Origin of the sequence: Eubacterium sulci ATCC 35585 (assembly GCA_001189495.1) — a bacterium.
Classification (GTDB): Bacteria; Bacillota; Clostridia; order Peptostreptococcales; family Anaerovoracaceae; genus Eubacterium_B; species Eubacterium_B sulci.
In genome coordinates this window covers 1,499,655-1,522,331 of the sequence record CP012068.1, presented here as the reverse complement: position 1 = coordinate 1,522,331, position 22,677 = coordinate 1,499,655, and the positions used below count along the sequence as shown (strand labels likewise).

The following is a 22,677-nucleotide window of genomic DNA, read 5'->3' as shown; positions in this document are numbered from 1 at the left end:
TGTGAAATTGCCATTTGGAGCAACCAAAGAAGATTTTGAAAGATGTAAAAAAATCTTATCAAAACTAGTAAATGATAAAATAGACCTCAATGAATTAACGTTGACTATAATGAATATTTCGTATTCTACTGGTGGCAATTATTCAGATGAAATCATTTTAAAATATGCAATGTCATATTTAAAAAACTTGACTTGACAATTCAAGAGGATAAATAGGAAAAGAGTATGGCATCAAGTAAGGAATATTTAAATTTCATTTTAGAGCAGTTATCAGAATTGGAAGATATTACTTATCGTACAATGATGGGCGAATATATCATTTATTATCATGGAAAAATCGTAGGTGGAATTTATGATGATAGATTGTTAGTGAAGCCTGTTAAATCTGCAATAGAATATATGCCGAATGCAGAATACGAATTGCCGTATGAAGGGGCAAAGGAAATGCTATTGGTAGATGATGTTGACAATAAAGAATATTTAACCGGCTTATTTAATTCAATGTTTGATGAGTTACCTGCACCAAAACCAAAGAAAAAGAAATAATAAAATCCAAGTTTGTCCAGGTAATACTTTTTAACGATAACCACAATCTATCGTTAAAAGGTTATAGATATGTTCACACATACGAACGCAACTATTTGACATACCTAGTGTTAAAAGAGATATATTCAAGGACATATCAAAGCTAGAAAAAACCTTCAAAGCAAGTGAGGGTTCATTTGAAATAGATGACCTTGAGATATTTGAAAATGTAGCCTACATCATGGCTTACCATGCAGATAGAAGTATTGCTGGAAATATTGATGATTGGCTTGATCAGTTTGAGATGTTTTCCATTTATGAGATTCTACCTGAAATACTTGAACTTAGGGGAGTAAACCTTGAGACGGAAGTTCAGTCTAAAAAAACTTCCAAAAAGTAGCAGGGAAATGACAACAGCCCTATTTTTATTAAGATGCGTGGAAATAGGGATAAACATTTCTGAACTTGATTTACTTACAATCGGTATGGTACTGGATATCTGGACTGAAAAATCAAATGATGGTGTTAAATATAGCAAGGCGGCTGGACAGGCGGAGTTTGATAGGTTCTAATATTATTGGGTATAATATAGAAAATAAAAATATAGTAAATTGACTGTGAGTGAGACATGATGGACTTTGAAATAGATATTGATGGAATTAAAATAGAATTACAAATACGAGACTACAAGTCACCTAAAAATGATGATGATAAATATGATTCATGGTGTGAATTAGATTACAGTTTCACTTCTGGGGAATGGTTGAATTTTAATAAAAAGAATGATCCAATGCTACTATCTTTTGAAATTGATGATTTAGTAGAAGGGTTGACTCAGCTGCTAGATAACAAGATAACAAATATTTGTGAAATTTCTTTTTTGGAACCAGATTTTGAATTCATATTATACCCAGTAAGTGATTTAAGAGATAACCCTGATGTCATTTATGTTAAACCAGGACATGAAATGATAGATATTTCACTTGAGTGGAGAGTGTTTTTTTACCATCAAGGTGTTACTGCAAATTTTCTTACAGTAACATTAGATCGAGATGAGATTAAACAATTTCTAGATTATTTAATATCAGTACAAAATAAATAGTAGTATTCAAAGTTAATGTAAGTTAAACCAGCATCTAAAATTTGTAGGTGCTTTTTTCTTTGTATTGCTTTAGCAGTGATTCATCGAACGAATGTGAGATGAATAATAAAGCACCGGCTATGCCGGTGAGGTTAAAGGGCTTTAGCGAAAAGATACCTCCTATGTTAAGATAAATGTGGTCACCAACCGTATATCAAAACAAGGAGGTAATCCAAAATGGATAAGAATAGTTTATCACATACATCGTGGAATTGTAAGTATCACATAGTGCTTGCACAAAAGTACAGAAGAAAAGTCATTTACGGAAAGATAAGAGTAGAGATAGGGAAAATATTAAGGCTTCTGTGTGAAAGGAAAGGAATACAAATAATCGAAGCAGAATGTTGTCCTGATCATATACATATGCTTGTAGAGATACCACCAAAATACAGTGTGTCCCAAATTGTTGGTTATCTCAAAGGGAAAAGCTCATTGATGATTTTCGATAAACATGCAAATTTAAAATATAAATATGGAAATAGACATTTCTGGTGTCGAGGCTATTTTGTGGATACAGTAGGGAAGAATAAGAAAAGAATAGAGGAATACATACGTACACAACTTCAAGAAGATATAGCAGAGGACCAGATAAGCTTGAAAGAGTATATAGATCCGTTCACAGGAAAGAAAAATAAATAGCCCTTGACGAATAGGGATTTGAGGAAAATTCAAAAATGTTAAAATGGGGATTCAAGGCATATTGCGCTTTATGTAAATGGGGATTTGGGGTAAAATCATTATAGTGAAGTGATTTAGGGAATTAGAAATGCAAAATTTATAATTTGGGCAGTAGCTGCATGGTTTTCCGATGAAGCTATCTATCAAGGGTTATTAGCGAAAAAGAAGCAAGGATTAAATATAAGAATAATAGTTTCACAGGAAGACTCAAATACAAATATGATTTCAAAACTAAAAGAAAATTAGAAGTTTGAGGTAAGTAGTTGAAAGAAAATCGACCAGATTTTAACAATATAAAATCATTTGAGGAATTTAACAGATACTATTGGTATCGAGAAGAGCTTTCGCAAATTTGTAAGTCTCTTGGATTAGAATACAGAAGTACAAAACAGGAGCTAAATTATATTATAGAACAATATTTCAAGGGAAATAGAATAGAAAAGTCTGTAAGGAAAGTAAAGAAAAAACAAGCTGAAGCGATAACATTAAATACGCCATTGCTTGAATGTGGCTTTTCCTTTAATCAAAAATTTCGAGAGTATTTTTCGGTTGCAACAGGTGTTGAACCATTCAAATTTAATGCTGACATGGCTACAGCTTGGCGAAAAGTGAAAGCTGGGAATGACTTAAACTTTACAATTCAAGATATGCTGAAAGTATACTATGGCGAATCAGACTATGCTAAGTATGACCACTCAGTTTGTCAATGGAATCAATTCCTAAAGGACTTTTGCTCAGACGAATTTAGCGACTTTTATTCTAATAAGTTAAAAGTTGCTGCTATTCTATGGAAAGAAGTCAGAGATTCAACAAACGAAAAAATCTATTCAAGACAACTTTTGGATGAGTATAGATACAAAATAGAGGAGTGTCAAAAATAAACAAATCCAGTATATCGAGGTAATATCTTTTAACGATAACCTTATATTATCGTTAAAAGTTTGCTAAGAGCTTATGGATTTATATAATGGGAATTATTTTATACGAAGACAAATTAGAATTTGTTAGGGGGATTTATGGAAGAAAATAAAATTTCAACTCGAAAAGTTGTACTAGGAATTTTTTTGTCGATTTGTTGCTTAGCAATATCACAGGGGATGGCATTAGGGATAGGATCAACTATTGCAAAAAATGGTATTCCAGCATGGGCCGCAAATATTGTGTCAGCGGTTATCTATATATCAGTCAGCCTTCTAGGGATTAAGATACTTACAAAAAAAGTATTAAGAGGAAATTTATCAACTTTCAGGATAACACCAGTTAGAATGAATTTTAAATATTTCATAGTTGCACTTACTATGACTGGCTTTGTTATGATCTGTTTAATACTATCTGGAGGAAATTTAACAGCGGGAAACGAGGGGCATAAATTGGTAATAGTAACCTCCTCGTTGTTATTCTACGGTGTGGCTACGGGAATTGTTGAGGAAAGTGTCTTTAGAGGAGTAATTTTAGGCTTGCTTGAAAAAAAATGGAATCGAGCGATAGCAATATTTATACCATCAATATTATTTGGAATTTTGCATATAATAGGTAATAATTTAAGTCTAATTAGTACAATACAGTTGATATTTGCCGGTACGTTGGTAGGGATACTATTCTCACTAGTTACAATAGAGTCCAATAGCATTTGGAATAGTACAATTGTTCACGGTGTTTGGAATATGGTGTTTGTTGGCACTGTTTTTCATTTCGGAACAAAAAGTGATGGTGATTCTATTTATAATTTTGTATTATCTTCAGGTAATAGACTGATTACAGGTGGCGATTTTGGCGTAGAAGCATCTGTTTTTGCAATTATCGCTTATGCCTTCTTTGCACTTTTGGTTTTTACGTGGATTAAGAGAAAACATCGATAATTTAAATCCCAGTTTGTCGAGCTAATACCTTTTAACGATAACCTTAAGCTATCGTTAAAAGGTTTATAGATATGTTCCCACATACGGGACATACGGAGTGCATAGCGTTGATACAAAGAGTGAAATCGTGAAAATCCTGCATTTTAAGCAGTTTTACAAGCATTATGTATTTGTAGAAGATGGCGAAGGTGGACGAAAAAAAGTCCTAAAAAATTATATAGATGTGAATGTTTGCATTGATATGGTGTGTGGAGATACAAAGTATGAATTGGGAAGTGATGAATAAAAAATGATTAGGTGGATAACGAAAATAATACTGTTTCCAATCAGCTTGCTGCTTAGTATCATCACTGCATTTCTAACATTACTGCTCGGCATAGGAACGGCATTGCTATATTTGCTGATGATGTTTTGCATATTTGGAGCAATAGCATCTTTTTTACAAAAAGAAGTTACCATCGGAATCTCACAACAAACCATATCGACTATTGATGCATCACTTATAAGAAGTTCAGCAGCAAAGTGATTAGCTTCATCCTCGTATCTGTTACTCATATTTGAGATGAAATTAAAACTCCCTAGTCCTTTTTTCTTCATAAGAAATCTGTGAAGCTGATCGTGACCAAGTTCATGTGCTATTACAGAACGTTCTTTATAGTCTAATTCACTTGATATGTAGATAAACCTTCCATTAAGCACCTTAGTATACATTCCTAGCAGTGAAGTGGTAGGAGAAGGAAAGTAATGTAATCGAATATTTAGGTAATCTAGTAGTTGGTATGGATCATTAGTTTTATATTTACTCTTAAGCCTTTTACCTTTTTACGAATTTCTTCAACATTCATATTTAGTCACCTGTTTTGTTTGAGTATTTCGCTTTGTTTTCTAATTTCATCTTCCAATAAGCTTCTTGAATCATCTTAAAAACTACATCGGCATCTTCTTCAGGAAGTTCACCACCTGCAAACATACCAGATAGATTTTTTGCAAGTTCTCTGGCTTGCTTCTTACCGTTATATCCGTATTGTTTTTGAGCATTGTAGTAGAAAGCTTCTTCTTCGCCTACAAGGTCTGACATACCTACATTAAATACCTCTGATAACTTATAGTATACATCAATATTCCTAGGTCTTTTACCTTTAGTTTCATAGTTGTTTATAGTTTTCTCAGTGACGCCTATTTTAGCACCAAGTTGGGCCTGGGTTAAGCCCTTTTCTTTTCTTAAATTTTTTAAAATCATTCCAAAATCCATGAATTTAATACACCGCCTTTTCTAAAAGAATCTAATTTCTGTTTATAGTAATATGTAGGTGTGATAAGACAATAATTAAAATTTATAATGAAAAAATTCTAATTTGCACTTGATATTTATAAGTTTGAAAAAACAGAAAAGTGTGATGACAAAGACGCGTTTATATGGTATAACATAGACGATATCAATATTAGCCGAAGTACGTTTTATAAGATTAAGAATGGTGAAAATGTCACAACAGATGTGTTGTTAAGGATGTGTAATTGTTTAGACTGTGATGTCTCATAAATTATGGAGAGGGTTGAGTCAAAAAACACAAAAAATTGGAAAATATGAAAGCGGATTCGGTGTAAAATCTTTAGACGGTCTTTGTACGGTATAGCTTAAAGAATGAAGAAAGGAGAAGTGTGATTTTATTCGTAATAATCATACGAGAATGAGATGGAAATTTTTAAAGAATTTTTACCTTTTTTAATACCTCTTGTTATAATTGAATTGATACTATTGGTATATGTTATTCGTCATATTCTTACGCATAAAAATTATAAACATGGAAATCGACTTATGTGGATGATTATTGTGATTGTTGGAATGAATTTTATTGGACCAATTCTATATCTTGCTTTAGGAAAAGAGGAATCATAGAATGAATATTCTTTCAGTCAAAAACCTTAAAAAGAGATATGGCAATAAAGAGGTGTTGAAAGGATTAGATTTAACTGTGCCTGAGAACAGCGTGTTCGGACTGGTTGGCAAGAATGGTGCTGGAAAAACTACAGTTATGAAAGCAGTACTTGGGCTGCTCATGCCAGATGAAGGAGAAGTGTATGTTTGCGGTAGAAAAGTATCGTTCGGGCAGACAGAAACAAATAAATTTATCGGGTATTTACCAGATGTACCAGAATTTTATTCTTTCATGACGTCATTAGAATATCTTCAGTTTTGTGGAAGATTGAGCGGATTGGATGAGAGAAGTATAAAAGAAAGAAGCAGTAGATTGCTAAGGTTGGTCGGAATGAACGATTCTACTCATAGGATAGGTGGCTTTTCGAGAGGAATGAAACAGCGACTTGGAATAGCGCAAGCATTGATGAATTCACCGAAACTCCTCATATGTGATGAACCAACATCAGCTCTTGATCCTATTGGACGTAAGGAAATACTGGACGTTTTATATGCTGCTAAAGAAGAAACAACTATTGTTTTTTCTACTCATATATTGTCAGATGTCGAACGTATTTGTACGAATGTGGCATTTATGAATGATGGTGTTATTGCTTTGCAGGGAGAAATATCTACTGTGAGAGAAAAATTTTCGGGAAATGAATACGTGTTTGAAATGAATTTTGACAGCGATGCTGATTTGCTTGCTCAAAAATTCTCTGAACTTGAGTTTGTGAATCGAAATACTCTTATCCTTAGAGAAAATAACGGAAAGTTTACAGAGATATTAAAGTATATGATTGAAAATGAGATGTTTTTTCAGAAAATAGAGCGTGAAACCCCTTCGTTGGAAAGCGTATTTATGAAAGTGATTAGATGATGAGAAGTTTATTTATTTTTATGAAAAAGGAATGGAGCGAGGGTTTAAGAAGCGGCAAAGTGATTATCCTTACTATAATATTTGTGTTTATGGGGTTTCTTAATCCAGTAACCGCAAAAATTATTCCTTGGATGATAGAAACAATGAGTGACTCTTTTGAACAGCTAGGAATGACTGTATCTAACATGACGGTTGATGCAATGACTTCTTGGACACAGTTTTTTAAAAATATTCCGATGGCTCTTATTGCATTTTTACTGGTAATGAGCAACACATTTGTTAAGGAATATCAGTCCGGGACACTTATATTAGTTTTGACCAAGGGGTTACCCAGAAGCGTTGTTGTATTAGCTAAGAGCTTATTTATTATGCTTTTGTGGAGCATAGGATATTGGCTATGTTTTGGAATTACTTATGGTTATAATGCCTATTTTTGGGACAATAGCATTGCAAATAATCTTTTTTTTGCGGCGGTAATATGGTATTTGTTCGGCTTATTAATTAATTGTTTGTTTGTTTTGTTTTCGGTAATTCAGAATAATAGCGGTTTTATTCTAATAGAATTGGGTTTATGTGTGGTTATTGGCTATGTGATTAAGCTTATGCCTGATATCAAAAAGTACTCAATGCTCAAATTAACTGATACAGCAGAGCTTCTTGTCGGAAATGCGAAGCCTGTAGATTATATAGCTGTTATTATTTTATCATTATTGTTGGGAATGTTAGCTATTTGGATGAGCGTTCTATGTATGAACAAAAAACAATTGTAAAATTTTGGCAAGGCAATGTTGTGAACGGATGTAGATTTTTTACATACATTTCGAGTAGCTTTTAAGCTATATGAGGAAAGGAGGTAACGATGAACAAGATTACTTGTATTTGTTTAGGCGTTAAAGATATGGAAAGGTCAATCAAGTTTTATAGAGATGGCTTAGGCTATAAGACTGATTGCATAGAAAATAATCCGCCGGTATGCTTTTTTGATACTCCGGGAACAAAGTTTGAACTATTTCCTTTGGAACAATTAGCAAAAGATATTGATGAAAATAATCCACCAAAAGGAAATGGATTTTCAGGAATTACATTAGCGTACAATGTTGAACATAAAGAAGATGTTGATGCTGTAATTGCATTAGTAAGAAAAGCAGGTGGAAAAATTGTAAAAGAGCCACAGGAAGTTTTTTGGGGTGGATATCACGCATATTTTTCGGATTTAGATGGATACTATTGGGAAGTTTCATGGGGTCCAAATTTTAAGTTTGACGAAAACGGACTATTGAAATTTTAGTAATTAAGAGAGATAGAAAAAATGGCTTCAAGTAAAGAATATTTAAATTTCATTTCAGAACAACTATCCGATTTGGAAGAAATAACATATAGATCAATGATGGGCGAATATATTGTTTATTATCGCGGAAAAATTATAGGTGGAATTTATGATGATAGATTTTTAGTGAAGCCTGTTAAATCTGCAATAGCATACATGCCAAATGCAAAGTACGAGGTACCATATGATGGAGCAAAGGAAATGCTGTTGGTAGATGATGTTGACAACAAAGATTTTTTAACTGGCTTATTCAATTCAATGTATGATGAATTACCTGCACCCAAACCAAAGAAAAAGAAATAATCGAATTTGAATTTGAGGGGGAGTGAAGATGGATTTTAATAAGATGATTCCGGAATTATCGGTTTTTGATATTGATAAAACAAAAAAATTCTATAGCAGATTAGGATTCAAAATAGAATACGAACGAAATGATGAAAGGTTTGTTTTCATGTCTTTTCAAGGTAGTCAGTTTATGTTTGAACAAATTCATGATGATGGGTGGAACACAGGCGAATTAAGTTATCCCTTGGGAAGAGGTATAAATTTTTCAATAGCAGTCGAAGATGTTGAAGGAATTTATAAATTAGTAAAAACTCTAAATCTTGAAATATATAGAGAACTAACAATAAATCAATATAAAGTTAATGGTGCAGAAGAAACACAAATTGAGTTCTTAATACAAGATCCCAATGGATATTTATTAAGATTTACAAATTGATAAATGCCAATTTAATCCGTCAGTTGGATTGCACTGAAAATTGAAATTTAGGTAATAGGCATTTACCCTATTTGCCTATACGAGCAATAGGGCAATTCAACACTCGTATCGGTTTGACATACCCATTTTAAGGCGAAAATTGGTGTTCCACCATTCCCTTGTACAGTAGGTGTTGAATAGGTTGTTCATTGGAGAACTGAGCCATGTGGAGTGCATAGCGTTGATACAAAGAGTGAAATCGTGGGCTATAGGACAAAAAGTGTTGATAAAAATCGCTATATACATTGAACTTTCAATGTGTATGGCGATTTAATCTTTTTTGAAAGAAGATTAAGGGTTGACAAAAAGTGTTGATAAAAACTTCTAAACACATTCAAATTTCAACGTTAAAACGTGGTATATCTTCCTTGGAATTAGTGTTCTTGGAGGATTGTAAAGCATAAGCATTTTTTGAGCGAGCTACATCATTCAAGCAACTATCCAGTTTACTGGGATTAGTCACGCACACTTTTTGTCCTATAGCCTCCTTTTTCGTATGTGATTTGGGGACTCGGAAGATTCTTCACCCTTTTCTATTCACATTTTGAGTTATGTATAGTATTATACATATGTTGGTGTATATACACATATATATCTACAAACCAAACAAGTCTTATATGTTGAGGAGAATATATGGAAAGAGAAATCGAAATTTTAAAAGAGAAAATTTTACGCTTGAAAGAGGAGAAGGACGTCTTGATCCTAGCTCATTTTTATGCTAATAGTGAGGTTCAGGACATAGCTGACAAGGTTGGAGATTCCTTCCAGCTAGCTAAGGATGCCCAGAATGCAAAAAATAAGATTATTTGCTTTTGTGGTGTCAATTTTATGGGTGAGAGTGCTAAGCTCTTGAATCCCGATAAAAAAATATTGATTCCAGACATAGGGGCAGGCTGTCCTATGGCAGACATGGTAAACCTAGATGATTTAGACGGCATCAAGGAAAGGTATGATGATGTAGCTATAGTCGCTTACATCAATACAACAGCAGATGTAAAGTCTAGGAGTGATGTCTGTGTTACTTCTTCAAATGCTATGAAGATAGTATCGGCCATACCGAACAAGAATATATATTTCTTGCCAGATAAAAATTTGGGATCCTATATAGCAAACCAGATAGAGGACAAAAACTTTATATTCCATGAGGGCTACTGCAAGTACCATAACTTTGTGGAATATGAGGAGGTTGAGGACTTAAAGAATAGGTATGGCTACGATGTCCTTGTACATCCAGAATGTACAAGTCGAGTAGTTGAGCTTGGAGACTGCGTAGGATCTACTAAGGCACTCTTAGACTATGTTGGAAGGACTAAGAAGAAGGGATATATTGTCTGTACAGAAGAGGGCATTTTATACCAGATGAATAAGCTATCACCGGATAGTGAATTTATTATACCTTCATCTATGAAGCCTTGTGAGGATATGAAAAAGAATACCTTGGAAAATCTATACAGGGTATTGGTAGATGAAGGACCAGAAATTATACTTGACGAGGCCTTAATGGAGAGGGCCAGCCTACCTCTCAAAAAGATGATGGAGATGAGTTAAATGAGAGATTTTTATGATATTGTAATAGTTGGTAGTGGTGCGGCAGGTCTTTCTTGTGCCTTAAAATTAGACCCTATTTACCAAGTATGTTTAATATCTAAAAAGAGTATGGATGAGGCTAATTCATACCTAGCTCAAGGAGGTATATCGGCTAGGCTAGCAGATGAAAATCTAGATGACTATATAGAGGATACCTTAAAGGCAGGCCACTATGAGAATGATGTGGATGTCGTTAGGAATATTTTAGATAAATCTCTGGATGTGGTAGAAGAATTAATAGGTTATGGTGTCAACTTTGACAAGATTGACCAGGATACCTATAGTCTCCATAAGGAAGGTGGACATAGGCTGGCCAGAATCTACCATGCTGGAGACTTTACTGGCAGGTCTATGTGTGAGGTTATGGCAGAAAGGGTGAAGGGCAGGCCTAATATAGATATTTGTGAAAATACGACTTTTTACGACCTGATAATTGAAGATAATAAAGCTGTAGGCATAAGGGTCTTTGTTGGTGGCCAATATAGGAATATATATGCCCGGGCAGTAGTCCTGGCAACAGGTGGCATAGGGGGTATATTTAATTCATCTACCAACTATAAGTCGGTATCTGGTGATGCCCTGGCTATAGCTATGGAGCATGGGCTAGAGATATCAAATTTGGAATATATCCAGATACATCCAACAGTCCTATATGATGAATCCATGGGTAGACATAGCTTGATAACTGAAGCCTTGAGGGGAGAGGGAGGCATCCTGCTTGGCATTAATGGAGACAGGTTTATCGATGAATTGCTTCCCAGGGATGTAGTCAGCAAGGCCATAAGACAAAAGATGGAGGAGGACCACAGTGACCATGTTTACCTATCTCTTGAGAATATAAGGGATAGGGAAAGGATTGATAAACGGTTTCCGACAGTTTTCCAGGACTGTATGGACAAGGGTATAGATATTAGGAAGGATATGATACCTGTATGCCCGGGCCAGCACTACCATATGGGTGGCATCAAGGCCAAGATAGATGGTAGGACTAGCCTAACAGGCCTATATGCTATAGGTGAGACATCTTGCACAGGTCTACATGGTAGAAATAGGCTGGCATCAAACTCACTTTTAGAGGCCTGCTTCTGTGGTATGAAGTGTGGTGAAACCCTGAATACTTTATTACCAGACTTTAGGGCCCATATGGAAGAAAACACAGAAACTAGAAAGATAGAGGATATAGTTGATGGCTACCATAAGATTTTGGTAGATACAATAAAGGAAAGGAACCATGATTTTTATGAATACTGGCTTAAAAATTAGGATGCTTGATAAGATTAAAGAGAGCCTTATGGAGGATATCAACTACAAGGATATTAGTGCCGATGCCATAATAGATGAGGATAGGATGGCCAGGGCAGACTTGATAGCCAAGGAAGACGGTATAATTTGTGGACTAGAGGTATTTTACCAGACCTTTAAAATCTTGGATGAAGGCGTAAGATTTACTTGTTCCTACAAGGATGGAGATAGGGTATGCAAGGGCGATAAGATAGCCATAGTTGAATCTAAGGCTCAGGCCATGCTCTTGGCTGAGAGGACTGGGCTAAACTTCCTTCAGAGGATGAGCGGTATAGCTAGTATGACCAGGTATATGGTGGATGCCCTGGGAGATGAATCCGTTAGTCTGGCTGACACCAGGAAGACTGCCCCAGGACTCAGGGTATTTGACAAGTATTCCGTAGAAGTTGGGGGTGGAAAAAACCACAGGTACAACCTATCTGATATGGTCATGTTAAAAGACAACCACATAGGTGTTGCAGGTGGCATCAGGCAGGCAGTTGAAAAGACAAGAGCCAAGATATCCTTCTCAAAAAAGATAGAATTGGAAGTGGAAAGCTTGGACCAGGTTAAGGAAGCCCTTAATGTAGGTTGTGACATAATAATGTTGGACAACATGTCTATAGACCAGATTAGAGAAGCTGTAGACATTATAGCTGGCAGGGCCCTTATTGAGGTATCTGGAAATATAAGTCCAGAAAATATAGGTGACTATAGGGGACTAGGCATAGATATTATATCTTGTGGTGCCTTGACTCATTCGGTAAAGGCCCTGGATATTAGTTTGAAAAATATGGATATAATTTAGTTACAAACTTAGAACTTCTTTTAGCAAATTGGATAAATTGCTATGAGGGGTTCTTTTGTGAAGGACAAGGTATTTTTTCACATAGATGTAAATTCTGCTATGGGCATCAGAAATTGAGCCGGTGGATATTATAACTTTTGGAAGTCCCTGTCAGGATATGTCAATAGCAGGGAAAAGAGCGGGACTTAACAGTTCTCGCTCTAATTTATTTTATGAGGCAATAAGAATTATTAAAGAAATGAGGGAGAAGACGAATGGAACAAAACCAAGATACACGCTATGGGAAAATGTCCCAGGGGCATTCTCCTCAAACAAAGGAGAAGATTTTAAAAAAGTACTTAAAGAAATCTGTACTTAGAAAATATGGGATTTACCGTAGTTCCTTTTGGACAGGGATTTAAGGATATGAGTCCACCAACCAAGGAACTTATGAAGTTGACACTAGAGCAAAAAATAGCTCATGGTGGACATCCGGTTCTAAGGTGGAATATGTAGGATATCATTCCGAAAAGTGCCTGTATAATATTCCGTTATAATTAAGGTTATTCCGTATATATCGTTCCGATAAAACGCATGATATTATTCCGATGTCATTGTTATTATTCCGATAAAATGGTACAATAAGATAATTGGAGGGATAATTTATGTTTATGACTGTAAAACAAGCCTCAGAGAAATGGGGTATTTCTGATAGAAGAGTAAGAATTTTATGTGCTGAAGGTAAAATACCTGGGGCATATCAAGAAGGAAGGGCTTGGAAAATACCAATTGATGCCATCAAACCTGCAGATGGACGCTATAAAACAAAAGAAAGTCTTTTATCTCAAATAGATCGTAAAAAAAAGGAACTTGATGGAAAGAGACCTCTCACAGAGGGAGAGTTGGCAAGACTGAATGAAGAATTTACTGTTGAATATACTTATAATTCAAACGCTATTGAGGGAAATACATTAACATTAAGAGAAACCGATTTAGTGTTAAGAGGTCTTACTATAGATCAAAAGCCGTTAAAAGATCATATGGAGGCAGTTGGACATAAGGAGGCATTTGATTTCGTAACTGAACTTGTAAAGGAAAAATGTGAAATTAATGAAAGAGTGATTAAACAAATCCATTATTTAGTTCTTGCTGATAAGAAAGATGATAGAGGTGTCTACCGAAGATTGCCTGTTCGCATCATGGGTGCTGCACACGAGCCCGTGCAACCTTATTTGATTGTTCCTAAAATGGAAGAACTTTTAAGGAATTATTTAGCTAGTGAGGAACATATTGTTACAAAGCTGGCTAGATTTCATATAGAGTTTGAAGGAATCCATCCATTTATTGATGGAAACGGAAGAACGGGAAGACTTCTTGTCAATCTTGAGTTAATGAAAGCAGGGTATCCGCCTATCGATATAAAATTTACAGATAGGATTGCCTATTATAATGCTTTTGATGAATATCATGTGAAACATAATTTAAAAGCAATGGAGTCTTTATTTGCCAAGTATATCAATGAAAGATTAGATATATATTTGAAAATGTTACAAAATTAAAACGCAAATTATAATTTCGAGTTGAACACTTGAAGTAATAAATTAAGCTACATGCACTTTGATAACTGAATACACCTGATCCAAGAACTCATCAAAGAGTTCCGTCGGCGTTGAATAGCAGAGCTGCCTCCTGGGCAAATCATTTTAATGTATTTTTATAAAGGCAGATGTTACAAAAGTAAGACTATTAAATGGGGATTTGAGGAAAATTCATGAATATTTAAATGGGGATTTAAGGCATACTTAGTGTTCGCTCGTTTCATACGGAGTGCGTGGTTCTGTTGACTAAAGTACATAAGTGATAGTGTGAAAATACTTGAAAAATAAGTTTTTTGATATTATGATTACAAAAAACAAGTCCAGAAAAAGCAGTGCCCCCACGGTAAATCTATTCAATTTTTATAGTTGGGTGATGATAGTATTGAGAATAGGTTGGGCAGACAAAAATATTGAATGGTAGGTGATTCAAATGGCGTACGGAAAATCGATAGAGTTGTTTCTTGTAAATGGAACGGCTGATAGTTTGATTATTGCAGAGTTATCAAACTGGAATGGAAAGGCAATAAAAATACCTCGTATTGAGGTCTCTTCTTGTAATCGTGATGATATTCCCCAGGCAGGTGTATACTTCTTGTTTTGTAAAGAAGATGACGGCTCTGACTCAGTATATATTGGAGAAGCAGAAAATGTTAAGGATAGACTTGTTCAGCATTTGAGAGATTATCAGTCTGAAAAGGAAAAGTATTACTGGAGTACTGCTGTTGTCTTTATTGGCAGAGATCTCAATAAAGCTTTGATTAGATATCTTGAAAATCGTTTTGTAGAGATTGCTAGAGCCAGTAAAAGATATCTTGTGCTTACAAAGAATACCTATCGAAATACAGTTATGAAAGAATCGCAGATAGCTGTAATGGAGGAATTTGTAGATAATGTAAAGGTACTTATTAATGCACTTGGCTACAAGGTACTTGAGCCTTTTGCTCAGGCTGACCCATCAAATGATACGGTAGATGATAAATTGCTTTATATCACATCGGGATCAGTGAATGCGACTGGCAAAGTGACTGCGGAGGGGTTTGTGGTATTTGCCGGAGCAACACTAAATGAGAAAATGTCTGTGAAGTCATTAAGTGTTGGTATGCAGAAACAAAGGCAGAAGTTGTTTGACTCATCAAAAGTAAATAACTTGGTGACAACGGAGGATATTCTTTTTTCAAGTTCATCGGCAGCAGCTGATTTTATTCTAGGATATAGTGTGAGTGGACCTAGAACCTGGAAAACTAAAGGTGGAAGAACCTTGAAAGAACTTGAAGGTAAACAAGTCGATTAACAATTATGTGAGGGATTTGGATAGAATCCAACCCTCATTTTTTGTGTCTATATGTTTTTCTATAGGCAACTTGACAAATATTGAATTGCAATTTATTATTAAATATATATTCAGTATTGGGATAGAAAGAGGTGTGCTATGGCACAAGTATTAAAAGAAGAAGTTAGAAATAGAATACTCGAGGCAGCAGAAAAAGTATTTTATAAAAAGGATTATAGAGGTGCCAAATTAACAGAGATTGCAAAAGAAGCAGATATCCCTGTGGCACTAATTTATACCTATTTCAAGAATAAAGAAGTTTTGTTTGATGCAGTAGTAAGTTCTGTTTATATAAATTTCGAGTCAGCTTTTGATGAGGAGGAGTCTTTGGAAAAAGGTTCTGCTTCTGAAAGATTTGATGAAGTTGGAGAAAACTATATTCATGAACTTTTAAAAGAGCGTAAGAAGTTAATTATTTTAATGGATAAAAGCTCAGGCACGAAGCATACAGAAGCCAAACACAAACTTATATCACAAATGCAGGTTCATATTGAAGTAAGTTTAAAAAGGCAATCAAAAGAGGAATATGATCCAATGCTTGCTCATATTTTAGCTAGTAACTTTACAGAGGGGCTTCTCGAAATAGCAAGGCACTATCAAAGTGAAAAGTGGGCAAAAGACATGTTAAAACTTATTGCAAGGTGCTACTACAAGGGAGTGGAATCCCTATAATTAGCACTAAAAAATAGACTTTGCGTAATCAGCAAAGTCTTACTTTAAACCTTAATATTGAATTAAAATTCAATATTATTCAATTTTGAAAGGAGTGTTGTTCATGCCAGAAAAAGAATTAAGAAAAAAAGTGATTGGAAAAAATGGCTTATCCAATTTACTTCTTGCTTTAAAAATAGTATGTGATTTGATACCACAAATCTTACTTGTATATTTGATTAGTTCTTTAATTACAAACAATATTAGCGAAAATAATTTGAAATATATTTTCTTAGGAATCTTTATATCATTTACATTAAAAGGTGTGTTTTATTATTTTGCAACAAAGGTTGCCCATGAAAAAGCTTATGAAAAATTGACAGAACTTAGGTTAGACATTATCGGTCATTTAAAAAAACTAAGTTTAGGATTTTTTAAAGAACATAATACAGGAGAGCTTACCAATATCGTTCAACATGATGTAGAGCAAGTGGAAGTATACCTTGCCCATGGACTTCCTGAAATAATGTCAGTTACGCTTTTGCCTACCATTATTTTCATAGTCATGATTTTTGTGGATTGGCGTCTTGCACTTGGTATGATTGTCGGAGTTCCACTCATGTATTTGGTAAAAGTTCTTTCACAGAAAACAATGGATAAAAACTTTGCTATTTACTTTAACCATGAAAACAAGATGAGAGAAGAGCTAATGGAATATGTAAAAAATATTTCTGTTATTAAGGCTTTTGCTAAAGAAGAGGAAATTAGTGAAAGAACATTAAAAACGGCAAGAGAATATATTTACTGGGTTAAAAAGAGCATGGGAGCAATTACAATTCCAATGGGACTCATTGACATATTTATGGAAATTGGAGTAGTTATTGTCATGATTTTGGGAAGTATATTTCTTTATTATGGAGAAATAACAACGCCTAATTTTATCCTTGCAATTATTTTATCATCTGCGTTTACTGCATCTATAAGTAAGACAGCTACATTGCAACATTTTTCTATTGTGTTTAGGGAGGCATTAAATGCGATTGGAAAAGTTTTAACAGTTCCACTTCCAAATAAAAAGACAGAACAAGATTTAGAATTTGGAAACATAGAATTTAAAGATGTGAATTTTGCATACGGAAAAGATGGCTTTGAGCTTAAAAATATCAATTTGACTTTTAAGAAAAACAGCTTAAATGCTTTTGTTGGAGCAAGTGGTTGTGGGAAAAGTACGGTATCCAATTTGCTTATGGGTTTTTGGGATGCAGACAAAGGACAAATACTGATAAATGGGAAAGACATAAAAGAATATAGTCAAGAAAATATATCAATGCTGATTGGTAGTGTCGGGCAAGAAGTTATCCTTTTCGATTTAAGTATTTTTGAAAATATATCAATCGGAAAACTAAATGCAACAAAAGAAGAAGTTATAGAGGCAGCTAAAAAAGCAAGATGTCATGATTTTATTTCTGCTTTGCCAAATGGATATGAAACTCGAGTAGGTGAAATGGGAGTTAAGTTATCTGGTGGAGAAAAACAAAGAATCTCCATAGCAAGAATGATACTTAAAAATGCACCGATTTTGATATTAGATGAAGCAATGGCAGCTGTTGATAGTGAGAATGAAAAACTCATTAGTGAAGCAATTGATGATTTAAGCAAGGACAAAACGGTTATTACAATCGCTCATCACTTAAATACAATTAGAAATTCAGATCAAATTATTGTTATGGACAAAGGACTTGTTCTTGATACAGGAAGCCAAGAAGAGCTGATGAAAAGATGTGATTTTTATCGTGATATGGTAGAAGCACAGAACAAGGTTGACAGATGGAATTTAAAAGATGAAAGTCTTTCACGAGCAAGCAGCAAAGCGAATTGCGAGTGTACGGAGGTGGTAACAGAAAATGTTTAGAGAAATGTTAAAACTACTTACAAAAACCGGCAAGAGAGATTTGATTATATCAAGTGTATTCTTTGCCCTTTATGGGCTAAGCTCCATAGCCATGATTGTTATCGTATTTTCTACACTGTTCCAAATCTTTGATGGAACGAGCTTAGCAAGCCTATATAAATATTTTATTGCGATTGGATTACTTGTAGTCTTCAAAGGTATTTGTAACATGGTTGCGGATATGAAAAAGCATAGTGCCGGTTTTGATATTGTTCAGCAAATCAGAGAACGCATGATTATCAAATTAAAGAAATTTAGTTTAGGTTTTTATACAAATGAAAGATTGGGAGAAATCAATACAATTTTACACAAAGATGTTGATAATATGTCCCTTGTTGTAGGACACATGTGGTCAAGAATGTTTGGTGATTTTTTGGTAGGTGCAGTCGTATTTGTTGGTCTTGCAAGTATTGATTTTAAACTTGCCATTATGATGGCTGTATCTGTTCCGATTGCACTTATCTTTCTATATCTAACAATCAAGCAATCTGAAAGAATTGAAAATCAAAACAACTCAGCACTTCTTGATATGGTTAGCTTATTTGTTGAATATGTTAGAGGAATACCTGTACTAAAGAGTTTTTCAAACAATAAGAGCTTGGATAATGAGCTTATGAATAAGACAAAAAAGTTTGGAGAAACAAGTAAAGCAGCTTCAAGATTCAAGGCAAAACAGTTATCTATATTTGGGTTTTTACTGGATATTGGATATTTGGTTCTTTTAATTGCAGGAACAATATTTGTTGTAAAGAGAAATCTTGATGTACTTAATTTTATTATCTTTGCAGTAATTTCAAAAGAGTTTTATAAGCCATTCGCTTCTATGGAACAACACTATATGTACTATGTTTCGGCGGTAGATAGTTACGAAAGACTCTCAAGAATTTTATATGCAGATGTAATCTCGGATAAAGTGAATGGAATCGTTTGGGAAGATTTGTCAAGGACATAAACAAAATTTTTTTGATAAATTTATATCTTCTCTGTTTCTCTCTTGATTAGCTTTAGTATTTTATCCTTGTATGTTTCCCCTGTACCTTGCTTGAAATGTAGGTTTACGGTGTATTTTGTTTTTCCAATATCCATTATTAACTGTTTATGTTGTGGTTCTTTTATTACTCTTTTTTCTTCTTCCATGTGTCCTCCTTTCCGTTTTTAAGCAAAGAAAAAACAGCAAACCTTTTTGATTTACTGCTTTCGTGTTAGCTTTTATTGAATTGTTAGTTTAGCAAGCTAAAAATATCCTACTTGCAATACTCTTTTATTTTATCGGCATATTCAGTCAAAAGATTCTTTGAATAAATTTTTTCATTTCTTGAATTTCTGACTTCTTTCCAAAGAATAGAAGCTACTTTTAATTTTTTTGAGTAGTTGCAACTATTTTCGTCTGCACAGAAATCCTTTAAAAATTGATTCCATTGACAAACCGAATTATCATACTTTGCATAATCTGATTTCCCATAATAAACTTTTAGCATATCTTGAATTGTAAAACTCAAATCATTTTCTCTTTTTACTTTTCTCCAAACTGTTGCCATATCAGCAGTAAATTTAAATGGTGAGATACCTGTTAAAACAGCGAAATATTCTCTGAACTTTGCATTAAAAGAAAAACCACATTCAAGTAATGGTGTATCTAAAGTAATATTTTCCACTTGCTTCTTTTCATTTTTTATTGATGATTTTTTAATCAAATTGCCCTTAAAGTATTGCTCAATAATATAATTGAGTTCCTGTTTTGTGCCTCTGTATTCTAATCCTAATGACTTGCATATCTGTGAAAGTTCTTCACGATACCAATAGTATTTAGTAAATTCATCAAACGATGTAATTTTGTCAAACTCAGGTCTACTTTCCATCAATATTTTATCTCCTCAAAACCAATTTACTTTTTCATCTCTAAATAATGGTGTTTCACTCTCTTTGTAAGGATTGTAGTTGTTACAATTACAACCAAACTCTTTCAACGCTTTTATCTTATTATCGGCTGTCCAAACAATCAAAGAGATACCGTCAAATTCTTCAACTTTCCCCTCATTCATTTTATTTTTGAAGTGCCATTCTACAATAGTTTGATTATCCTTATGAAAAAATTGCTTTATATCCCACGCAAGAACTTTTCCTCTTGTATTCCACTCATTAAACCAGTGCTTTACTGTTTGCCGATTTTCATACTTAGGACACCAACTCTCAATATAAATCACATCATCCAAAAAAATATCATCTATTCCTAAGTCTTGTTGTGTAAGCCACATATCAAACCATAAACGAATGATTTTCTCTCTTTCATCCATGAATTTAAGCACCTCCAAAATCAAATACTTGTCTAATATTATACCATTTTTTCGCTTGATTTTATAGGTCTAACTCGTTCCGTTTTACCTGTGTTAGTTGCTTTGAATGTTCCTGTAACTGTTCAATACAAGTCTTAACTTTTTCAGCCTGTTCTACTTCCTCTCGTATCTCTAATATTTGATTGTATAGGCTATTTTTCTCTTTCTTCATATTGGCAGCTTCCGATTTCCATTTGGATATATTTAAGGTCTTGCTTTCTCCTAAATGTTCTTTCAGATATTTCTTGGCACTTTCAAACAAAATAATCTCTGCGGTATGCTCATTGTAGAAAGTATCTTGTTTGTTTTTCTTTAGCTTGGTATAAGCTGTATAGGTATCTTTATGCTTCAAATATTTTTCGGCGTGGTCGATAAGTTGTACTTTATTGTCAATCCGCTTTTCGGTATCTTTAATAGCTCTTGTGGTCTTGTAGTTCTTATCTCTTAAAGTAACTATGTTTTCTTTCAGTTCAGATACGGAAATGATATTTTTCTCTTTTAAGAATTGATAGCTTCCGATGTATTGTTCTAAATCTGTATTATGGTTATCTGCATTTTTACGGATAAGATTTTCAAAAACGGATAGCAAATTTTCTTTGAATGGGAGGGTAGATTTGAGATTATCAGTTTCTGCCTTTTCTTCTTTTCCTATTCCTCTTATCCAATTTAGTAAGGCTTTTATTCTTCTTGCAATCTCTTTTAATATCTTATTCTGATGTTTGATTTCTCGGTTGATATTTCCCCTGTCGGTAGTTATGCCTTTCTTTTCCATTTGGGTGGCTGATACGCCTAAATGAATGGTCGGTATTTGTTCTATGCCCTGTCTTTGATAGGAACGATGGTCTACTTTGTCCTGTATGTTATTTTCTTCCAAATATTTATTTGTAATGTCTGCCCATGCCTTTCGCCAATGTTCCGCTTTGTCTTGTTCGTTCCAATCCACTGTATTGATTTTTCTTGTTTTGTAGTTGCCATTTTTAAGTTTTACTTTCTCTCCGTTTTCATCAAGGATATATTCCTTTTTTGATTTTGCTCCCCATGTTTTATCTTCGTTTAGCGGTCGCATAGTTAATAGGATATGTGCGTGTGGGTTTCCGTCATCTTTATCGTGTAGAGCAATATCGGCACACATACCGATCTTTACAAAATTTTCTTTTACATACTCTCGTACAAGCTCTATCTGTTTTTCCCTGTCTAATTCTTTAGGTAATGCAATTTCTATTTCTCTTGCAAGCTGTGAGTTTTTACTTTTTTCTATTTTCTCTACACTGTTCCATAATGTTCCTCTATCTAAAAATTCCTGTGGTGCATTTTGTGGTAAGAGAATTTCTGTATGTGCTATCCCTCCTTTTCTTGTAAAGTCGTGAACTACTCCGTCATATTCATTTTTTATCTTTTCGCCACTTCGATAGGCAGAAGCTGCAACTGCACTTTTTCCTTTTCCTCTTGAGACAATCTTTATACTAAGATGATATATTGCCATAAGGGAAAACCTCCTCTCTTTTTCTAATATGGATATGGTGGCGATGGATAAGACTTCCTAAAAAAATCGGATAGCTTTTATCCGATTTCTTTTGGGAAGTACACAAGGGGTAGGAAATTTATTTCCGTAGGGGAGTGTAGCTCCCCTGTATCAGCGTTAGCTGATATGCCCTCTGCTAAGAGCCTTCGGAGAACGCACACACCCTTTAGGGTGTATAAGTGCGCCCTTGTAAACAAGGGACTATTCCTCTATGTCCGTTTCTTCCTCTTTCATTTCTGTATTTTGATTTCCACTTTCTTCTCGCATTGCCATGATTTTCTTGATTTTTTGATTGATTACTTCTTTGATATTCGGAAATGTAATGAGTTGATAAAATTCATCTTTGGTAAAATCCTTACTCTCGGTAAAGATACTTTCAAAGACTGCTCCTTTTTCATAAAGCCGTCTATCTCTTTTCTTTCGTTCTTCCTGTTTCTGCTGACTGATGAGCTTTTTTCTTTTGTTTTGTAACTGCTTGATTTCTTCTTCTGTAATTAAGATTTTTTCATCTATGTTTTTCATCTTCTGTTTTCCTTTCTTTATGTTTTGAGC

At 34.2% G+C, this 22,677-nt stretch carries 27 protein-coding genes and 2 pseudogenes; 22 read left to right on the top strand and 7 right to left on the bottom strand.

The genetic code is table 11. The features are described from left to right. The first annotated feature begins 1 nt into the window (after position 1). From ADJ67_07105 to ADJ67_07075, 7 genes are all read left to right on the top strand, one after another. Positions 2-196: a hypothetical protein gene (locus ADJ67_07105; GenBank protein AKT47420.1), complete on the top strand. Its 195-nt coding sequence runs from the start codon at positions 2-4 to the stop codon at positions 194-196. Between the two features lie 29 nt (positions 197-225). Further along, positions 226-546, top strand: coding sequence for a competence protein TfoX (locus tag ADJ67_07100; GenBank protein AKT47419.1), 321 nt, complete (start codon positions 226-228; stop codon positions 544-546). Positions 547-884: 338 nt separating this feature from the next. Beyond that, the gene (locus ADJ67_07095) at positions 885-1,097 is read left to right on the top strand and encodes a hypothetical protein (GenBank protein AKT47418.1); all 213 of its coding nucleotides are present in this window, start codon (positions 885-887) and stop codon (positions 1,095-1,097) included. Between the two features lie 59 nt (positions 1,098-1,156). Next, positions 1,157-1,627, top strand: a complete 471-nt coding sequence (locus ADJ67_07090) for a hypothetical protein (protein AKT47417.1) — start codon at positions 1,157-1,159, stop codon at positions 1,625-1,627. Positions 1,628-1,843: 216 nt separating this feature from the next. Beyond that, complete coding sequence (locus tag ADJ67_07085) at positions 1,844-2,305, top strand: transposase (protein ID AKT47416.1); 462 nt, start codon at positions 1,844-1,846, stop codon at positions 2,303-2,305. A 302-nt stretch (positions 2,306-2,607) separates the two neighbouring features. Beyond that, positions 2,608-3,225, top strand: a complete 618-nt coding sequence (locus ADJ67_07080; protein ID AKT47415.1) for a hypothetical protein — start codon at positions 2,608-2,610, stop codon at positions 3,223-3,225. Positions 3,226-3,360: 135 nt separating this feature from the next. After that, entirely contained in the window at positions 3,361-4,203 is an 843-nt protein-coding gene (locus ADJ67_07075) for a hypothetical protein (protein ID AKT47414.1), read from the top strand. A gap of 474 nt (positions 4,204-4,677) precedes the next feature. Here ADJ67_07075 and ADJ67_07070 read toward each other — a convergent pair. Both ADJ67_07070 and ADJ67_07065 read right to left on the bottom strand, forming a co-directional pair. Next, a pseudogene (locus ADJ67_07070) lies at positions 4,678-5,016 on the bottom strand (hypothetical protein). A gap of 34 nt (positions 5,017-5,050) precedes the next feature. After that, the gene (locus tag ADJ67_07065) at positions 5,051-5,455 is read right to left on the bottom strand and encodes an XRE family transcriptional regulator (GenBank protein ID AKT47413.1); all 405 of its coding nucleotides are present in this window, start codon (positions 5,453-5,455) and stop codon (positions 5,051-5,053) included. Positions 5,456-5,896: 441 nt separating this feature from the next. Here ADJ67_07065 and ADJ67_07060 point away from each other — a divergent pair, with 441 nt between their 5' ends. The 15 genes and pseudogenes from ADJ67_07060 to ADJ67_06990 all read left to right on the top strand — a co-directional run bounded on the left by ADJ67_07060 (position 5,897) and on the right by ADJ67_06990 (position 19,213). Next, positions 5,897-6,100 carry a membrane protein gene (locus tag ADJ67_07060; GenBank protein ID AKT47412.1) on the top strand — a complete coding sequence of 68 codons (204 nt, stop codon included), beginning with the start codon at positions 5,897-5,899 and terminating at the stop codon, positions 6,098-6,100. A gap of 1 nt (position 6,101) precedes the next feature. Continuing rightward, entirely contained in the window at positions 6,102-6,998 is an 897-nt protein-coding gene (locus ADJ67_07055) for an ABC transporter ATP-binding protein (GenBank protein AKT47411.1), read from the top strand. Beyond that, a complete protein-coding gene (locus ADJ67_07050) occupies positions 6,998-7,768 on the top strand; it encodes a hypothetical protein (protein AKT47711.1) in 771 nt (256 codons plus the stop codon). The genes ADJ67_07055 and ADJ67_07050 overlap by 1 nt, the downstream gene beginning before the upstream one ends. 89 nt (positions 7,769-7,857) lie before the next feature. Beyond that, positions 7,858-8,286 carry a glyoxalase gene (locus ADJ67_07045; GenBank protein ID AKT47410.1) on the top strand — a complete coding sequence of 143 codons (429 nt, stop codon included), beginning with the start codon at positions 7,858-7,860 and terminating at the stop codon, positions 8,284-8,286. Between the two features lie 21 nt (positions 8,287-8,307). After that, positions 8,308-8,628 carry a competence protein TfoX gene (locus ADJ67_07040; GenBank protein ID AKT47409.1) on the top strand — a complete coding sequence of 107 codons (321 nt, stop codon included), beginning with the start codon at positions 8,308-8,310 and terminating at the stop codon, positions 8,626-8,628. A 28-nt stretch (positions 8,629-8,656) separates the two neighbouring features. Next, positions 8,657-9,046 (top strand): aldoketomutase, encoded by a 390-nt coding sequence (locus tag ADJ67_07035; protein AKT47408.1) that lies wholly within the window; start codon positions 8,657-8,659, stop codon positions 9,044-9,046. A 672-nt stretch (positions 9,047-9,718) separates the two neighbouring features. Then, the gene (locus tag ADJ67_07030) at positions 9,719-10,633 is read left to right on the top strand and encodes a quinolinate synthetase (GenBank protein AKT47407.1); all 915 of its coding nucleotides are present in this window, start codon (positions 9,719-9,721) and stop codon (positions 10,631-10,633) included. Beyond that, the gene (locus ADJ67_07025) at positions 10,634-11,935 is read left to right on the top strand and encodes an L-aspartate oxidase (protein ID AKT47406.1); all 1,302 of its coding nucleotides are present in this window, start codon (positions 10,634-10,636) and stop codon (positions 11,933-11,935) included. Further along, entirely contained in the window at positions 11,913-12,761 is an 849-nt protein-coding gene (locus tag ADJ67_07020; GenBank protein ID AKT47710.1) for a nicotinate-nucleotide pyrophosphorylase, read from the top strand. Before ADJ67_07025 ends, ADJ67_07020 begins: the two co-directional genes overlap by 23 nt. Before the next feature lie 157 nt (positions 12,762-12,918). After that, positions 12,919-13,119: a hypothetical protein gene (locus ADJ67_07015; GenBank protein ID AKT47405.1), complete on the top strand. Its 201-nt coding sequence runs from the start codon at positions 12,919-12,921 to the stop codon at positions 13,117-13,119. Between the two features lie 286 nt (positions 13,120-13,405). After that, the gene (locus ADJ67_07010) at positions 13,406-14,299 is read left to right on the top strand and encodes a hypothetical protein (protein AKT47404.1); all 894 of its coding nucleotides are present in this window, start codon (positions 13,406-13,408) and stop codon (positions 14,297-14,299) included. 469 nt (positions 14,300-14,768) lie between these two features. Then, positions 14,769-15,629 carry a hypothetical protein gene (locus ADJ67_07005; protein ID AKT47403.1) on the top strand — a complete coding sequence of 287 codons (861 nt, stop codon included), beginning with the start codon at positions 14,769-14,771 and terminating at the stop codon, positions 15,627-15,629. Positions 15,630-15,767: 138 nt separating this feature from the next. Beyond that, the gene (locus ADJ67_07000; GenBank protein AKT47402.1) at positions 15,768-16,340 is read left to right on the top strand and encodes a TetR family transcriptional regulator; all 573 of its coding nucleotides are present in this window, start codon (positions 15,768-15,770) and stop codon (positions 16,338-16,340) included. 103 nt (positions 16,341-16,443) lie between these two features. Beyond that, positions 16,444-18,231, top strand: a complete 1,788-nt coding sequence (locus ADJ67_06995) for an ABC transporter ATP-binding protein (protein ID AKT47401.1) — start codon at positions 16,444-16,446, stop codon at positions 18,229-18,231. Then, positions 18,224-19,213, top strand: a pseudogene (locus ADJ67_06990) (ABC transporter). Before ADJ67_06995 ends, ADJ67_06990 begins: the two are co-directional and overlap by 8 nt. Before the next feature lie 29 nt (positions 19,214-19,242). On the opposite strand, the gene ADJ67_06985 reads toward ADJ67_06990, so the two are convergent. The 5 genes from ADJ67_06985 to ADJ67_06965 form a co-directional block, all read right to left on the bottom strand. Continuing rightward, positions 19,243-19,407 (bottom strand): transposase, encoded by a 165-nt coding sequence (locus tag ADJ67_06985; protein ID AKT47400.1) that lies wholly within the window; start codon positions 19,405-19,407, stop codon positions 19,243-19,245. A 107-nt stretch (positions 19,408-19,514) separates the two neighbouring features. Continuing rightward, complete coding sequence (locus ADJ67_06980; GenBank protein AKT47399.1) at positions 19,515-20,129, bottom strand: hypothetical protein; 615 nt, start codon at positions 20,127-20,129, stop codon at positions 19,515-19,517. A 15-nt stretch (positions 20,130-20,144) separates the two neighbouring features. Beyond that, a complete protein-coding gene (locus tag ADJ67_06975) occupies positions 20,145-20,564 on the bottom strand; it encodes a conjugal transfer protein (protein AKT47398.1) in 420 nt (139 codons plus the stop codon). Positions 20,565-20,625: 61 nt separating this feature from the next. Next, positions 20,626-22,086, bottom strand: a complete 1,461-nt coding sequence (locus ADJ67_06970) for a conjugal transfer protein TraA (GenBank protein ID AKT47397.1) — start codon at positions 22,084-22,086, stop codon at positions 20,626-20,628. 240 nt (positions 22,087-22,326) lie between these two features. Beyond that, positions 22,327-22,647 (bottom strand): hypothetical protein, encoded by a 321-nt coding sequence (locus ADJ67_06965; GenBank protein AKT47396.1) that lies wholly within the window; start codon positions 22,645-22,647, stop codon positions 22,327-22,329. Between the last annotated feature and the right edge of the window lie 30 nt (positions 22,648-22,677).

Bases quoted from the DNA above. Each gene is read 5' to 3' on its own strand.
- ADJ67_07045 (AKT47410.1), top strand. From the start codon at position 7,858: ATGAACAAGATTACTTGTATTTGTTTAGGCGTTAAAGATATGGAAAGG.
- ADJ67_07050 (AKT47711.1), top strand. From the start codon at position 6,998: ATGAGAAGTTTATTTATTTTTATGAAAAAGGAATGGAGCGAGGGTTTA.
- ADJ67_06965 (AKT47396.1), bottom strand. From the start codon at position 22,647: ATGAAAAACATAGATGAAAAAATCTTAATTACAGAAGAAGAAATCAAG.
- ADJ67_07100 (AKT47419.1), top strand. From the start codon at position 226: ATGGCATCAAGTAAGGAATATTTAAATTTCATTTTAGAGCAGTTATCA.
- ADJ67_07025 (AKT47406.1), top strand. From the start codon at position 10,634: ATGAGAGATTTTTATGATATTGTAATAGTTGGTAGTGGTGCGGCAGGT.
- ADJ67_07075 (AKT47414.1), top strand. From the start codon at position 3,361: ATGGAAGAAAATAAAATTTCAACTCGAAAAGTTGTACTAGGAATTTTT.
- ADJ67_07065 (AKT47413.1), bottom strand. From the start codon at position 5,455: ATGGATTTTGGAATGATTTTAAAAAATTTAAGAAAAGAAAAGGGCTTA.
- ADJ67_06980 (AKT47399.1), bottom strand. From the start codon at position 20,129: ATGGAAAGTAGACCTGAGTTTGACAAAATTACATCGTTTGATGAATTT.
- ADJ67_07085 (AKT47416.1), top strand. From the start codon at position 1,844: ATGGATAAGAATAGTTTATCACATACATCGTGGAATTGTAAGTATCAC.
- ADJ67_07000 (AKT47402.1), top strand. From the start codon at position 15,768: ATGGCACAAGTATTAAAAGAAGAAGTTAGAAATAGAATACTCGAGGCA.
- ADJ67_06970 (AKT47397.1), bottom strand. From the start codon at position 22,086: ATGGCAATATATCATCTTAGTATAAAGATTGTCTCAAGAGGAAAAGGA.
- ADJ67_07010 (AKT47404.1), top strand. From the start codon at position 13,406: ATGTTTATGACTGTAAAACAAGCCTCAGAGAAATGGGGTATTTCTGAT.
- ADJ67_07035 (AKT47408.1), top strand. From the start codon at position 8,657: ATGGATTTTAATAAGATGATTCCGGAATTATCGGTTTTTGATATTGAT.
- ADJ67_07090 (AKT47417.1), top strand. From the start codon at position 1,157: ATGGACTTTGAAATAGATATTGATGGAATTAAAATAGAATTACAAATA.
- ADJ67_07040 (AKT47409.1), top strand. From the start codon at position 8,308: ATGGCTTCAAGTAAAGAATATTTAAATTTCATTTCAGAACAACTATCC.
- ADJ67_07055 (AKT47411.1), top strand. From the start codon at position 6,102: ATGAATATTCTTTCAGTCAAAAACCTTAAAAAGAGATATGGCAATAAA.
- ADJ67_07030 (AKT47407.1), top strand. From the start codon at position 9,719: ATGGAAAGAGAAATCGAAATTTTAAAAGAGAAAATTTTACGCTTGAAA.
- ADJ67_07015 (AKT47405.1), top strand. From the start codon at position 12,919: ATGTCAATAGCAGGGAAAAGAGCGGGACTTAACAGTTCTCGCTCTAAT.
- ADJ67_06985 (AKT47400.1), bottom strand. From the start codon at position 19,407: ATGGAAGAAGAAAAAAGAGTAATAAAAGAACCACAACATAAACAGTTA.
- ADJ67_06995 (AKT47401.1), top strand. From the start codon at position 16,444: ATGCCAGAAAAAGAATTAAGAAAAAAAGTGATTGGAAAAAATGGCTTA.
- ADJ67_07060 (AKT47412.1), top strand. From the start codon at position 5,897: ATGGAAATTTTTAAAGAATTTTTACCTTTTTTAATACCTCTTGTTATA.
- ADJ67_07020 (AKT47710.1), top strand. From the start codon at position 11,913: ATGAATACTGGCTTAAAAATTAGGATGCTTGATAAGATTAAAGAGAGC.
- ADJ67_06975 (AKT47398.1), bottom strand. From the start codon at position 20,564: ATGGATGAAAGAGAGAAAATCATTCGTTTATGGTTTGATATGTGGCTT.
- ADJ67_07005 (AKT47403.1), top strand. From the start codon at position 14,769: ATGGCGTACGGAAAATCGATAGAGTTGTTTCTTGTAAATGGAACGGCT.